The 15,548-nt window shown below is 28.8% G+C and carries 12 protein-coding genes; 6 read left to right on the forward strand and 6 right to left on the reverse strand.

The window, feature by feature from the left end; translation table 11 throughout:
* The first annotated feature begins 119 nt into the window (after positions 1 to 119).
* Together rpsA and AABM47_RS08220 are read left to right on the forward strand one after the other, a co-directional pair.
* On the forward strand, positions 120 to 1,889 hold the full coding sequence (rpsA, locus tag AABM47_RS08215; protein ID WP_338410444.1) for a 30S ribosomal protein S1: 1,770 nt from the start codon (positions 120 to 122) through the stop codon (positions 1,887 to 1,889).
* 162 nt (positions 1,890 to 2,051) lie between these two features.
* Entirely contained in the window at positions 2,052 to 2,366 is a 315-nt protein-coding gene (locus tag AABM47_RS08220; protein ID WP_338410445.1) for a DUF4258 domain-containing protein, read from the forward strand.
* Between the two features lie 47 nt (positions 2,367 to 2,413).
* Here AABM47_RS08220 and AABM47_RS08225 read toward each other — a convergent pair whose 3' ends face one another.
* The 6 genes from AABM47_RS08225 to tsaD are packed head-to-tail and all read right to left on the reverse strand — an operon-like array spanning position 2,414 to position 7,651.
* Positions 2,414 to 2,992: a hypothetical protein gene (locus AABM47_RS08225; protein WP_338410446.1), complete on the reverse strand. Its 579-nt coding sequence runs from the start codon at positions 2,990 to 2,992 to the stop codon at positions 2,414 to 2,416.
* Positions 2,989 to 4,167, reverse strand: coding sequence for a class I SAM-dependent methyltransferase (locus AABM47_RS08230; protein WP_338410447.1), 1,179 nt, complete (start codon positions 4,165 to 4,167; stop codon positions 2,989 to 2,991). Before AABM47_RS08230 ends, AABM47_RS08225 begins: the two co-directional genes overlap by 4 nt.
* 2 nt (positions 4,168 to 4,169) lie before the next feature.
* Entirely contained in the window at positions 4,170 to 5,258 is a 1,089-nt protein-coding gene (locus AABM47_RS08235; RefSeq protein ID WP_338410448.1) for an AI-2E family transporter, read from the reverse strand.
* Between the two features lie 4 nt (positions 5,259 to 5,262).
* Positions 5,263 to 5,904 carry a DUF4159 domain-containing protein gene (locus AABM47_RS08240; protein WP_338410449.1) on the reverse strand — a complete coding sequence of 214 codons (642 nt, stop codon included), beginning with the start codon at positions 5,902 to 5,904 and terminating at the stop codon, positions 5,263 to 5,265.
* A gap of 6 nt (positions 5,905 to 5,910) precedes the next feature.
* On the reverse strand, positions 5,911 to 6,615 hold the full coding sequence (locus tag AABM47_RS08245; protein ID WP_338410450.1) for a 16S rRNA (uracil(1498)-N(3))-methyltransferase: 705 nt from the start codon (positions 6,613 to 6,615) through the stop codon (positions 5,911 to 5,913).
* A gap of 13 nt (positions 6,616 to 6,628) precedes the next feature.
* The gene (gene tsaD / locus AABM47_RS08250) at positions 6,629 to 7,651 is read right to left on the reverse strand and encodes a tRNA (adenosine(37)-N6)-threonylcarbamoyltransferase complex transferase subunit TsaD (RefSeq protein WP_338410451.1); all 1,023 of its coding nucleotides are present in this window, start codon (positions 7,649 to 7,651) and stop codon (positions 6,629 to 6,631) included.
* 166 nt (positions 7,652 to 7,817) lie between these two features.
* Between tsaD and AABM47_RS08255 the strand changes: the two genes are divergently transcribed.
* The 4 genes from AABM47_RS08255 to AABM47_RS08270 all read left to right on the forward strand — a co-directional run bounded on the left by AABM47_RS08255 (position 7,818) and on the right by AABM47_RS08270 (position 15,431).
* Positions 7,818 to 12,257 (forward strand): translocation/assembly module TamB domain-containing protein, encoded by a 4,440-nt coding sequence (locus tag AABM47_RS08255; protein ID WP_338410452.1) that lies wholly within the window; start codon positions 7,818 to 7,820, stop codon positions 12,255 to 12,257.
* Between the two features lie 182 nt (positions 12,258 to 12,439).
* On the forward strand, positions 12,440 to 13,426 hold the full coding sequence (gene pfkA / locus AABM47_RS08260; RefSeq protein WP_338410453.1) for a 6-phosphofructokinase: 987 nt from the start codon (positions 12,440 to 12,442) through the stop codon (positions 13,424 to 13,426).
* Positions 13,427 to 13,508: 82 nt separating this feature from the next.
* Positions 13,509 to 14,510, forward strand: a complete 1,002-nt coding sequence (gene gap / locus AABM47_RS08265; RefSeq protein WP_338410454.1) for a type I glyceraldehyde-3-phosphate dehydrogenase — start codon at positions 13,509 to 13,511, stop codon at positions 14,508 to 14,510.
* A gap of 72 nt (positions 14,511 to 14,582) precedes the next feature.
* Positions 14,583 to 15,431 (forward strand): BadF/BadG/BcrA/BcrD ATPase family protein, encoded by an 849-nt coding sequence (locus AABM47_RS08270; protein ID WP_338410455.1) that lies wholly within the window; start codon positions 14,583 to 14,585, stop codon positions 15,429 to 15,431.
* The last annotated feature ends 117 nt before the right edge of the window (positions 15,432 to 15,548 follow it).

Raw genomic sequence — 15,548 nt, forward strand, 5'->3', positions numbered from 1 at the left:
CACACCTTTTGGTGGATAAGAGTTTCCTTTGGGTATCAATTAATTATACAAACAACTTCTGCTGTTTTCTATCACTGTTAAGAAACTCGAGAAAATACAGAATACAAATTTTTATCAGCATGTCTGAACAAGTACAATCACAAGAAGAGTTTTTAGCAAATTTTAACTGGCATAATTTCCAAGAAGGAATTGATGCAGTAGATGAAAAAAACTTACAAGAATTCGAAGCACTAGTTTCAAAAACTTTTATCGCTACTGATCAAGAAGAAGTAGTAGATGGAGTAGTTGTTAGAATTACAGATAGAGACGTTATCGTTGATATCAATGCAAAATCGGAAGGTGTTATTTCATTAAACGAATTCCGTTACAATCCAAACTTAAAAGTAGGTGACAAAGTAGAAGTATTAATTGACATCCGTGAGGATAAAACAGGTCAATTAGTATTATCACATAGAAAAGCACGTACTATCAAATCTTGGGATAGAGTTATATCTGCAAATGAAACGGGTGAAATCGTTACTGGATTTGTTAAATGTAGAACTAAAGGTGGAATGATCGTTGACGTTTTCGGAATTGAAGCGTTCTTACCAGGTTCACAAATTGATGTGAAGCCAATCCGTGATTATGATGTTTACGTAAATAAAAACATGGAATTCAAAGTAGTTAAAATTAACCACGAATTCAAAAATGTTGTTGTATCTCACAAAGCGCTTATCGAAGCGGATATTGAGGTTCAAAAGAAAGAAATTATTGGTCAATTACAAAAAGGACAAGTATTAGAAGGTGTTGTTAAAAACATTACTTCTTATGGTGTGTTTATTGACTTAGGTGGTGTAGATGGTTTAATTCATATTACTGACTTGTCTTGGTCTAGAATCAACCATCCAAGTGAAGTATTAGAATTAGATCAAAAATTAAACGTTGTAATTCTTGATTTTGATGATGAAAAAACAAGAATACAATTAGGTTTAAAACAATTAAACGCTCATCCTTGGGATGCTTTAGGTGCTGAACTAGCTGTTGGTGATAAAGTTAAAGGTAAAGTAGTTGTTATTGCTGATTATGGTGCATTTGTTGAAGTTGCTGAAGGAGTTGAAGGACTTATTCACGTTTCTGAAATGTCATGGTCAACACATTTACGTTCGGCTCAAGATTTTATGAAAATCGGTGACGAGGTAGAAGCAGTTGTTTTAACATTAGATAGAGATGACCGTAAAATGTCATTAGGTATCAAACAAATGACACAAGATCCTTGGACAGATATTACATCTAAATTTCCATCGGGCTCTACTCATACAGGTATTGTAAGAAACTTTACAAACTTTGGTGTTTTTGTTGAATTAGAAGAAGGTATTGATGGTTTAGTTTATATATCTGACTTATCTTGGACTAAGAAAATTAAGCACCCATCAGAATTTGTTAATGTTGGAGATAATTTAGAAGTTATTGTATTAGAATTAGATGTTGATGGGCGTAAATTATCTTTAGGTCACAAACAAACTACAGCTAATCCTTGGGATAAATATGAAGAAGGTTTTGCAGTTGGAACGATCCACACGGGTGAAATTTCTGAAATAGTTGACAAAGGAGCTACAGTTGAATTTGGTGAAGACATCGTTGCCTTTATTCCTACGCGTCACTTAGAAAAAGAAGACGGTAAAAAATTGAAAAAAGGTGATTCTGCAGAATTCAAAGTTATTGAATTTAATAAAGAATTTAAAAGAGTAGTGGCATCACATACTGCAATCTTCCGCGAAGAAGAAGTAAAAAATGTAAAAGCTGCTGTTGAAGCAAATTCTTCTAACAACAATCCAGAAAAATCTACTTTAGGAGATATTGATGGTTTAGCTGAATTAAAAGCTGCAATGGAAAAAAATGAGAAAAAATAATATTTTCATTTCCTGATAATAGCAAAAGCCCTAATTTTTTAGGGCTTTTGTTTTTTTTAAGCGTATTTTTGCAAAAACAAAACAAACATAATGAGTTTACGATATAGGCTTGCATTTTATTTATTAGGACTCACGGTCGGAATCTTTTTTGTATATTATTTTATGACCAAGAAAGCTGAAGCTAGTGGCGTTGAATTTTGTTATTTTCCAAATTGTAGAGTTCTTAAAGAACTGCGTTCAAAACCAATTGCATTTTCAGATGAAGTAACAACATTATTTGATGAAAAATGGGTTACTTTAGATGATGTAAAAACGAGTTTGATTCATGGTGAAGTTGACTTTTCTAAAAGCAATAAGCCTTATGAAAAGGGTAAATTATATATCATTGAAGGCAGAACTATTACAAATCAAAACATCATAATTAAACTGATTAATTATGATAATAAAGTGATTTTAGATGAAATTATAAGAGACTAGTTTATAGAAATTAAAAATAAATTATTTATAAAACTATTGTGTTTGATTTATTTATCTATACAATGTAAATAGTCCATAAAATAATGAGTCGGAAATGAAGTTGTATTTAATAATTCAGATTTTAATTCAGATTTTAAAACGATATCCGTTTTTTCACTAACGTGATAAATACGCATTAAAGAAATTGGTGATTTTGCTAATTCTTCATAATTTTCCTTTAAAAATAAAAAGAAATGGGTTAGCACTTTAATATTGCTTTTTGTTTCTAAATCATAATTTAATGTACTGCAATTTTCTTGCCCAGAATTAATTAACGAAATAATTTTCCCATTTTCTAATTGAAAATATATTTTAGAATTAGCATCAAAACAAAAAGCAGGAATAAAATCAGCACTTTTTTGAATTTGCTGAAAACCCAACATTAAAACACCATTAGAATTTAACAACGATAAAAAAATCATTTCTTTGCTATTTCCAAAGACTCTTTCATGCACTAAAAATTCGCTTGTTTTTTTGATGTAAGTAGAATCTGTTTGTTCTTCAAAATCTATCTTACAATCTTTATTTTGAGCAAATGCAATAGATACAAAAAGGAATAGGAGAGTAGTAATCTTATTTTTCATCATTTTATTTTGGTACATATTAAAACTATTTTTTCATTATTAATATTCGTTGTAAAGAAAGCAAATATATTACCTCCATCTTTAATTTTATATTTTTTTTTAATTTCTTCTACGCTTAAAGGAAAATTTCGTGTGGTGCAATTTATTTTTTGATTCATAAAAGGCTTCATGTCTTCCTTTTGAAACGACATAATTTTATCGATTTGAAACCGCCTTCCTTGAAAAGCTGTAATTTTATCAGAGGTAAAAATATGCGAATGTTGATGCAGTTTATAAAGGGCCTTATCTTCTGATAAAGCATCCATATTGCCCGACTTCATAATCGAACTATTTGGCTCATATAAATACGTTTTAGGCAAGGAAAAAGAGGTGTTATATTCTTTTCGATAAACAGTTTCTAATCTATGAATAACTTCGTTTTCTATATTTACAGATGCAATTGAAATTAAACCTAAATAATCTTTTTCAATTTCCCATAGTAATTCTTTAATTTCGTTTTTAACGGCAATAATATGAATTTTTTTTACAAATTGTAATTCACTCAATCCCAAAGTTATGTCTAGTAATGGTGCAGTTTTTATTAATATATTATTAGAAAAATTAAAATAATTTTTTAGTAATTCAGGTACATTAGGAACACAATCTTTTAGTAAAAAAACCTTTCCTTTTAAATCACTTCTACGGGATGGATCTACATAAATCCAATCAAATTTTGTGTTCAATTGTTTTAAAACATCTAAGCTGTCATCATTTAAACAATGTATGTTCTTTAGGTTTAATACGCTGTAATTGTGGGATACAGTTTGTGATAATTGTTTATTCATTTCGCAATGATAAACTTCTTTAAAAACTTTAGCAAAATAATATGCATCAACACCAAAACCGCCCGACAAATCAATTATTTTGTCTCCCTTTATAAGGGAAGCTTTATATTTTGCAGTTATTTCTGAAGATGTTTGTTCTATGGAAATTTTATTTGGGTAGGCAATTCCTTTAGTATTAAACCATGTAGGTAATTTTTCTTTTGATTTACTTTTTGCAACAATTTGATTGATTATTTCTGGATAATTAATGGATGGAAAGGGATTTTTTTTTAAAGCAAGTTCAGCAAAATTTACTTTTAAATTTTGGTTTATAAAATCCTGAATTTCATCTGTTAAAAAGGTTTGGTGATCCAAAATCAAGTTTTTTTTGTTAACAGTTTAACCCACATATTGTTAGGTATAAATTCTTTAGCAATTACTTTTAATACCGTATATACAGGTACTGCTACAATCATCCCTGAAATTCCAAATAAAGAACCAATAATTATGATAATTAAAAAAATTTCCAACGGATGAGAATTGGTGCTTTTAGAAAATATAACAGGCTGGCTAACTAAATTATCAATGAGTTGAACGAGTACAAACCCAATAATAACATAGATGGTAGTTGAAATAATTTCAGTTGAAAAATCAGTATTTATATTGCTTATCATTGTCAAAAGTGCCGCAAATAAAATTCCAATAAGTGGCCCTAAATATGGAATAATGTTTAACATAGCACACAATAATGCGATAATAAAGGCATTGTCAACACTAAAAATTAATAAAACAGTTAAATATAAAATAAATACAATAAACAATTGCAACATTAAACCTAAGAAATAGCGTGATAATAAAGCCCTACTTTTTTTTATAGATATAATTATTTTTTCCTTTTTTGATGCAGGTAAAAGTACTTTAAAACTTTCAAAATAAAGTTCTTTTTCCTTTAATATAAAAAAAGTGATAAATAAAACGGATACGAATCCAATACTAAAGTTACCTAATACGTTAATTAGACCGTTAATAACACTTGGAATAATTTTAAAATCAATACCGTTTAGTAATGTAGAACTATTAAATATATTTGTATAACTGATGTTGTATTGAGCTAAATAATCAGATAATTGATTACTAACAAGGGTGTAGTTGTTTTTTAAGCTATTAATATCTAATAAAGACAATTTATCTACTTGATCAATTATTAAAGGTGTAAATAGTAAAACAAATCCTGCAATTAGTAAAATGAATATTGATAGAGTAGCAACAACAGCTGCTGTGTTTTTAAATTTTAATTTTGTTTTTAAAAAATTCACTAATGGAGAGGCAATTAATATTAAAATAACCGAAACAATTAAATAGACCAGCACCGTAGAAATTTTATATAAAACAAATAGTGTTAAGCCAATTAAAACAAGTATTCCAACAGCTCTTAAAATTCCGTTTGCAAGTATTTTTGATGTCATGGCATTAATTTTTAAATGCATAATTAATAATATTAGCACCCATTTTTAATGCGCTTTCTCTTATAGAGTCTGGGTCGTTGTGAACTTCTTTGTCTTCCCATCCATCTCCTAGGTCACACTCAAATGTATACAGCAAAACCAATTTGTTTTCTATAAAAATTCCAAAAGCTTGGGGTCTTTTATTTTCGTGTTCGTGAATTTTTGGCAATCCATTTTCAAACATATTTGGTTCTTTAAAAATAGGATGCTGAGCCGATATTTCTTTTAATTCCTTATCAGGAAAAATTTTAGCTATTTCTTTTCTAACATATTTGTCCATCCCATAATTGTCATCAATGTGTAAAAAACCACCAGAACTGAGGTATTTTTTTAGGTTTTGAACGTCATTTGGGCTAAAAACTACATTTCCATGTCCGGTCATATGAATAAATGGATAGGTAAATAATTCAGCACTTCCTACTTCAACTGTAGCGACATTGGTGTTTAATTTGGTGTTAATGGTTTGATTGCAATAGCCAGCTAAATTAGATAAAGAGGTTGGGTTTGCATACCAATCACCACCACCGGCATATTTAACCAAAGCAATTTCTTGAGCTAAAGTTGTTTGTGTTACAATAAAGAATAAAAAAAATATAATATTTTTCATTTAAAATCATTCATTTATCAGTGATACAGTATGACAAGCTATAACACCCGCAGTTTCTGTTCGCAATCGCGTATGTCCCAAAGATACAGGAATAAAATTATTTTTTAGTGCTGAAGTGATTTCTTTAACTGAAAAATCTCCTTCAGGTCCAATTAATATTATGACATTTTGATTGGGTTGCAGACTATTTTTAAATAATTCTTTTTTATGTTCCTCACAATGAGCAATAAATTTCTGTGAATTTGTTTTTTTTGTTATAAATTCTGAAAAAGAAACAGGTTCATTTATCAAGGGCAAATAAAACTGATTGGACTGTTTTAAAGCAGCTTGAATAATTTTTTCGGCTCTATCTATTTTAAAAAACTTCCTTTCCGAGTGGTCACACATAAGGGGTGTTATTTCATGTATTCCTATTTCAGTTGCTTTTTCTAAAAACCATTCCAGTCTGTCATTCATTTTTGTTGGTGCAATAGCAATATGCAGATGATATTTTGTAGCTTCATGTAAAGTAACTTTTTCAATGCTTACTTCGCATTTTTTTTCAGATTCTAAAGTAATTTTTGAATGAAATACAAAACCTTTGCCGTTGGTTATAAAAATCACATCACCAGCTCTTTTTCTCAGTACTTTTATGACGTGCTTACTTTCTTCTTTATCAAATTGAAAAAGAGTATCAGTTGACTTTATATCTGCATTATAAAATAGTTGCATAGTGGCGCTTTTTTTAAAATTCAATTCGTGCTTTAGAGGTAATATCAGCTGAGCTAAAATTTTGTTCTAAAAAGTTATAATAACCTACAATTCCTATCATCGCAGCATTGTCAGTTGTGTATTCAAATTTTGGAATATAGGTTTTCCACCCGTATAAAATTTCAGCCTCTTTTAATGTTTTTCTAATTCCAGAGTTGGCCGAAACGCCACCACCAATGGCAATTAATTCAATACCCGTTTCTTTAACTGCCATTTTTAATTTATCTATTAAAATTGCAATTATGGTATATTGAATTGATGCACAAATATCAGCTTTATTTTCTTCAATAAAGTTTGGATTAAGGGCTACATTTTTCTGAATAAAATATAAAATTTGTGTTTTTAAACCGCTAAAACTAAAGTTTAAACCTTCTACTTTTGGTTTAGTAAATTGAAATGCTTTTGGATTGCCTTCTTGTGCAAATTTATCAATTAAAGGGCCTCCAGGATATTTAAAACCAAGTACTTTAGCACTTTTGTCAAAAGCCTCACCAACTGCATCATCTGTGGTTTCGCCAATAATTTCTAAATCAAAAAAACTAGACACTTTTACAATTTGTGTATGACCACCACTTATTGTTAAGGCTAAAAATGGAAATGTGGGTTTTTCAAAACCTTCTTCATCAATAAAATGCGACAATATATGGGCTTTCATATGATTTACTGCAATTAAAGGTATTTGTAATGCAGCACTCATTGATTTGGCAAAAGAACCACCAACCAACAACGAACCCATTAAACCAGGTCCTTGAGTAAATGCAATACAAGAAAGGTCATTTTTTGTTATACCTGCTTTTTTTAATGCAACATCAACAACGGGTACAATATTTTGTTGGTGTGCTCTTGAAGCTAATTCAGGTACAACACCACCATATTCTTCATGAATGGGCTGCCGGGCAACAATATTTGATAAAACTTTGTCGTTTAACAATACAGCAGCAGAAGTGTCATCGCATGAGCTTTCAATAGCTAAAGTATAAATAAATTGATTTGTCATAATAAAGGCACGAAATTTGTTTATTTGTAAGAATATCTTTTAAAAAAAACTATTTTTGTAGGATTAAGATTTAAACTATTTATAATAAGGCAAATTTAAAACATTTTTTGCTATCAAAATATTAAAAAAAATACTAGTTCGTTCGTTTTTAGCAATAATATTTTTATTGCTCATATTTGCATTTTTATTATCGTTACCATTGGTTCAAAACAAGTTAGGTGCCTATGTTACAAGTAGTTTAAATGAAGATTATGGAACAGATATTTCAATAGAAAAAGTAAAAATCACCTTTTTTGGAAACATAAAGCTTAAAAATATAGTTTCTAAAGACAAAAATAAAAAATCTTTATTTGAAATTAAAGATTTAAAAACGTCAATTGTTTCCTTTATCAATTTAAAAAAACTAATAAATAACGGTCATCCTTATCTTGGTTTTATTGATGTTGAAGGTTTACAGCTTAATATTATTCAAAATAAAGGAGAGGTAAAAAGCAATATAGACGAATTTGTAGATTCATTTGATGACGGCAAACCTTCTTCTGGCAAATTTAGAATGTTTGTAAACGCTATTACTGTTAAAAATAGTTTATTTACTTATACAGATTATAATTTACAAACACCAAAAGTTTTATACTTTACAGATTTAAACGGAACATTAGAAGATTTTATAATTAAGGGGCCAAATGTTACAACTTCTATAAAAACACTTAAATTTAAAGATCATCGGGGTTTAGAAATCAAAGAATTTATTTCAAAATTTTCCTATACTAAAACACGTATAGTATTAGACGATTTAGAAATAAAATCAAACAATTCTGAAATATCAGGTAAAGCCATGTTGACATATAAAATTGAAGATTTTAAAGACTTTATTAATAAAGTTGTTTTTGATGTTCAGTTTGACAAAGCTATTGTATCGCTTAATGATTTAAATTTATTTTATGAAGAATTTGGTATAAACAATCAATTTTATGCAGATACTCATTTAATTGGAACACTAAATAACTTTACTACACATAGCCTTAAGTTAATCGATAATAACAACACAGAAATTATTGGAAATATAACATTTAAAAACTTGTTTTCTAAAAAAGAAAACGATTTTCAAATATTGGGTGATTTTGATAAAATTTCCTCAAACTATGAAAGTTTAAAAATAATTATGCCTCGAATATTAGGAGAACGAATGCCTTCTTCATTAGCACAATTTGGTGATTTTGATATTAATGGAAAAATGAATCTTAATTATAACGATATAACTGCAGATGTTTCCATGTTATCTGAATTAGGTTTTGTTAAATCAAAATTATACATCAACAACTTATCTGATATTGATGACGCATCGTATAATGGGTTTATAGCATTAAATAAATTTGACATAGGAACTTTAGTTGGTTATAAAAACATACAAAAAGTTACATTAAACCTTGAGGTTGATGGCCATGGATTTACCCAGCAGCATTTAGATACTAAAGCAAACGGAAACATTGAAGCTTTGTTCTATAATGGATATAAATATACAAATATAACGATTGATGGTTCTTTTAAAATGCCCTACTTTAAAGGGTATTTTAATAGTAAAGACCCTAATTTGTTAATGGCTTTTGACGGTGTTGTAGATTTGAGTGACACTATTAATAATTATAATTTTAAAGCAAATATTGATTATGCTAATCTTAAAACGCTCAACCTGTATTCAAAAGACAGTGTTTCTATTGTAAAAGGATTAGTAAATGTTAATGTTACAGGTAATAGTATTGAAGAAGTTTATGGAACAATTAATTTAAAAAACTTATACTATCAAAATAATAAAGAAAATTATTCTTTTGAAGAATTTAAATTAGAATCTTCGTTTGATCAAAATAATGAAAGAACCATAATAGTTAAGTCTAATGATATAGTTAATGGAAAAATTGTAGGTAAATTTAAATTTAACCAGCTTCAAAAATTGATAGAAAATGCAGCAGGTAGTTTATACGCAAATTATGCTCCAAATGAATTATTACCCAATCAATATATAGATTTTGATTTAACTTTATATAATAAAGCGATCGAAGCTCTTTTTCCTACTATTAATGTTGCAAAAAACACAAGGCTTAAAGGAAAGATAGTTTCAGATGAAGAATTGTTTATTCTTGATTTTAAATCCCCATCCGTAACAATTGATGCTAATAAATTTAGTGGAATTACTATTGATGTTAATAATAAAAATCCTTTATATAATACTTATATTTCATTAGACAGTTTAAGCAGTAAATATTATAATATTACAGATTTTAATTTAATTAATGTTACCCAAAATGATACTTTGTTTTTTAGAACAGAATTTAAAGGCGGTACAAACAATGAAGATAATTATAATTTAAACATATATCACACCATTAATTCTGATAAAAATTCAGTTGTAGGTTTTAAAAAATCTGAAATAAATTTCAAAAAAAACATATGGTATATCAATGAAAATGAAGATGAAAAAAATAAAATTGTTTTTGATAAAAAATTAGAAAACTTTAGTTTTGATAAAATTTTAATTTCAAATCAAAATGAATATTTTTCTTTTGAGGGCTTATTAAAAGGGTCAAATTATAAAGAATTAAAATTTAATTTTAATAATATTGATTTAAATAAAGTTACACCTTCTCTAAAAAACTTAAGCTTTGCCGGACGACTGAATGGATTAATTGATTTTAACCAAGACTATGATATCTACAAACCCATTTCAGACCTGCAAATTGATGATTTACAAGTCAATAATTTTGATGTAGGAAATTTTAAAATGCAAGTGTCTAGCGATGAAGTTTTTAAAAAATTCAATGTTAATTTGTCTATTAAAAAAGCTGGAGTTGAAAATCTTAATACAAAAGGTACAGTTGAAATAATTAACAAAGAAGCCTTATTATCATTGGACACCAAGCTTGATGATTTTGACATAAAACCACTTGGTCCCTTATTAAGTTCTATTTTTTCTGATATGAGAGGAAAAGCATCCGGTAGAGCTAATATTATGGGCAAAGCAACAAAACCAGAAATAGACGGTGTTATTTATCTTGATAATTCGGGTATGAACATTCCGTATTTAAATGTTGATTTTAATATGGAAAATAGATCTAGAGTAGATGTAACTGAAAGCCAATTTATTTTCAGAAACATTGAAATTAGTGATACTAAACACAATACAAAAGCTGTTTTTAAAGGAAGTGTAAAACATAAAAACTTAGACAATTGGGTTTTAGATTTATCATTAACATCTAAAAACATACTTGCATTAGATACTAAAGAATCAGAAGAATATTATTACGGGACAGCTTTTTTAAACGGTTCAGCTTCTATTATTGGTCCTGTTCAATCGTTAAAAATTAATGTCTCAGGAAAATCGGAAAAAGGAACGACTATTAAAATTCCGGTTAAAGAAACTGAAGATTATGGTGATGTTTCTTTTATTACTTTCATTAAAGGTGGTCAAGAAAAAATCATACAAGAAAAAACCAAAAGTATTCAAGGTGTAGATGTAGTTTTGGATTTTGATATAACACAAGACGCAGAAATTGAAGTAATTTTAAATCAAGATACAGGCCATGCTATGAAAGGTAGAGGTGGAGGGGGCTTAAACATGCACATAAATACCAATGGTGTTTTTGATATGCGAGGTGATTTCACTGTATTTGAAGGAGAGTATAACTTTAAATATGGTAAAATAATTTCAAAAAAACTAGATGTAAAAAAATACGGTACAATTGTTTGGGAAGGAGATCCGTTAAAAGCTACTTTAAATCTTGAAGCAGTATACAAAACCCAAACAAACCCTTCTGTATTATTAGAGTCTTCGTCTATTTCAAATAGAAAGGTTGATACCGATGTTATCATTAAAATAACAGGAAACCTTGAAAACCCTGAAACTGATTTTTCATTTGATTATCCCAATGTAAGTTCTGTTTATAAATCAGAAATTTTATATAAATTATCAGATAAAGACACCCGCGTTCAGCAAGCGATTTCTGTTTTAGCTGGCGGCACTTATTTTTCTCAAGGCGCAGTAGCAAGTGATTATTATTCCAATGCATTAGGAGAAACAGCAAGTAGTTTATTGCAAGATGTGATTTCAAATGACGAGGATGTAGTAAAATTTGGGTTGGGCTATTCAACCGGATCAAAAATTAATAATATTTCAGATCGAGTTGCTGTAAACTTAAGTTCTCAAATTAATGATAAATTATCCATTAATGGAATTGTTGGTTTACCTGTAGGTGGAATTAGCCAATCTGGAATTGTTGGAAATGTAGAACTGCAATATCAACTGAATACAGATAATACCTTCAGAGCTAGAGCTTTTAATAAAGAAAATGACATCAGCTATTTAGGGCAAGGAATTGGTTATACACAAGGATTAGGTATTTCATACAATGTTGATTTTGATGATATAACAGAATTATGGCGAAAAATATTTTATCCTAAAACATTACAACAAAATCCAGATAATAACCCGTTTAATGAAAATTCAGATTCTTATTTTAATCCAGAGTTTATTAATATATCCAATATCCAAGATAAAAATAAATCTTCCGAAAAAACAATTAAAGAAGCCGAGAAAGTTCCAGAAATAGATTAATTATAAAATTTAATTTATACAAAGGAGAAAAAAATAAATTCATTTTTTTCTCCTTTGTATTTTCTTTTACTTAAAAACTTATCAACGAAAACGATTGATAATATGAACTATTGTTATATTTTATTAAAAATAATTAAATATAATTTACAAAAAACTTAAATTTACAACTAAATAATAAATAAATGTCAAAAAGCATTGCTAAAATAGGAGTACTAACTTCTGGTGGAGATTCCCCTGGAATGAATGCAGCTATTCGATCTGTAGTTCGTACTTGTGCTTTCCATAATATAGAATGCATGGGTATCTATAGAGGTTATCAAGGAATGATTGAGGGTGATTTTAAACCCATGGGACCGCGATCTGTTAATAATATAATTAACAAAGGTGGAACGGTATTAAAATCTGCTCGTTCAATTGAATTTAGAACACCAGAAGGTAGAAAGTTAGCTCACGAAAAGTTAATCAAAGCGGGCATAGATGCTTTTATTGTTATTGGTGGAGACGGTTCTTTTACTGGAGCCGAAATATTTAATAAAGAATATAATTTTCCAGTAATGGGTATTCCGGGTACAATAGATAACGATATTTTTGGTACAAGTCATACTCTTGGTTATGATACGGCTTTAAATACTGTAGTCGAAGTAATCGATAAAATTAGAGACACAGCGATTTCTCATAACCGTTTGTTTTTTGTAGAAGTAATGGGTAGAGATGCGGGTCATATTGCCTTAAATGCTGGTATTGGAGCTGGAGCAGAAGAAATTCTCATTCCTGAAGAAGACTTAGGTTTAGAACGACTTTTAGAATCACTTCAAAAAAGTAAAGCATCAGGAAAATCTTCAAGTATTGTTGTAGTATCAGAGGGTGATAAAATTGGAAAGAGTGTCTTTGAATTAAAAGATTATGTAGAAGAACATTTACCCGAATATGAAGTGCGAGTTTCTGTTTTAGGCCACATGCAAAGAGGAGGCTCTCCATCTTGTTTTGACCGAGTATTAGCCTCAAGATTAGGTGTAAAAGCAGTAGAGTCTTTATTAGAAGGAAAATCAACCTATATGGTTGGAATATTAGAAGACAAAATTGCCTTAACCCCTTTAGATCAAGCTATTAAAGGTAGTTTGGAAATAGATTTAGAATTGGTACGAGTTTCTGAAATAATGTCAACTTAAGAGTTACTTGTTTTGGTTTTACAAAAAACAAAACAGTAATACAAAAATGAATAAGAACAAAAATTAATATATTTAAAAGTAAATGTCAAAAGTAAAATTAGGAATAAACGGATTTGGAAGAATAGGAAGAATAGTTTTTAGAGAATCATTTAACAGAGATAATGTAGAAATTGTAGCTATAAACGATTTATTAGATGTTGATCATTTAGCTTACTTACTAAAATATGATTCTGTTCACGGTCGTTTTAATGGTACTGTAGAGGTAATTGATGGAAAATTATTTGTTAACGGAAAAAACATACGCATTACTGCAGAAAGAAACCCTGCAGACTTAAAATGGAATGAAGTTAATGTTGATGTAGTTGCTGAGTGCACAGGTTTTTTTACAACAATAGAGACAGCAAATGAGCACATTAAAGGTGGTGCAAAAAAAGTAATTATTTCTGCACCTTCTGCAGACGCACCTATGTTTGTAATGGGTGTAAATCATTTATCAGCTCAATCTACTGATTTAATAGTTTCTAATGCTTCATGTACTACAAACTGTTTAGCTCCTTTAGCAAAAGTTATAAATGATAATTTTGGTATTGTTGAAGCTTTAATGACAACTGTTCATGCAACAACTTCAACTCAAATGACAACAGATGGGCCTTCTAAAAAAGATTGGAGAGGTGGACGTGCTGCTTCGTGTAACATTATTCCATCTTCAACAGGAGCTGCAAAAGCAGTAGGTAAAGTTATTCCTTCTTTAAACGGAAAATTAACAGGTATGTCGATGCGAGTTCCTACAACAGATGTATCAGTTGTAGATTTAACTGTAAAAGTTGAAAAAGAAACTTCTTACGAAGAAATTATGTCAGTATTAAAAAATGCTTCTGAAACATCAATGAAAGGTGTTTTAGGATATACAGAAGATTTAGTTGTTTCTCAAGATTTTATTTCAGACCCAAGAACTTCAATTATTGATGCTAAAGCAGGAATTGGGTTAAATTCTACTTTTTTCAAAATTATATCTTGGTATGATAATGAATATGGATATTCAAGTAAATTAATTGACTTAGCAGTACATATTAATTCTCTATAATAAATTTATAAAAAGAGAATAAAAAGAAATAAATATCTTTTTATTCTTTTTTTTTTTAAAATACTCATAAAAATGAAATTATTAGTCGATAGTGGTTCTACAAAAGCCGACTGGATAGCCATAGATGATGATGGAAAAGTACTTTTTATTACTCAATCACTTGGCTTAAACCCAGAGGTTCTTTCACATGATCAAATTTTAGATCGCTTAAATGAAAAATTTGATATTTCACAAAATAAAACAAATGTTAGCCATATATATTTTTATGGAGCTGGATGTGGAACAGATAGAATGAAAAACTACATGACAGATATTTTTAAAAAATATTTTAAAAATGCTACTGTATTAGTTCAAGAGGACACATTTGCTGCTGTTTTTGCTACAACAGCCAAAAATGAAAAAGCAATAGTTTGCATACTAGGAACAGGGTCAAATTGCAGTTATTTTGACGGTTCTGTATTGCATCAAAAAGTTCAGTCATTAGGCTATATAGCTATGGATGATGGAAGTGGAAATAGATTTGGGCGCCATTTATTAAGGGCATATTATTTTAATAAAATGGATGCTGAATTAGCTAAAGAATTAGCTAAAGAATTTGATTTAGACCCTGATTATATTAAAAACAAACTTTACAAAGAACCGAATCCAAATGCTTATTTAGCAACGTTTGCTAAATTTTTAATCAAGCATAAAGAAAATGCTTATTGTAAAAAAATTATTAAAAAAGAATTAAAAGCATTTGTAAAAAACTACATCATGCAATTTGATAATTACAAAGAAGTACCAGTTCATTTTGTAGGTTCAATTGCTTTTTATTTAAAAGATGAGTTAGAAGCGATGCTTCTAAAAAAAGGTATAAAATTAGGTAATGTTCTTCGAAGACCTTTAGATGGATTAATTGCTTATCATGCAGTTGATTAATTAAAAAATTAAAACCTAATTCACCCCGAATTAGGTTTTTTTATGCTATTATTAAATAATAAAAAAGCTAAAGTTCTATAAGCATAAGCGTTAAAAATCAAAGTAATAGTATTGTTT

The organism is uncultured Flavobacterium sp., from assembly GCF_963925415.1.
Lineage (GTDB): Bacteria > Bacteroidota > Bacteroidia > Flavobacteriales > Flavobacteriaceae > Flavobacterium.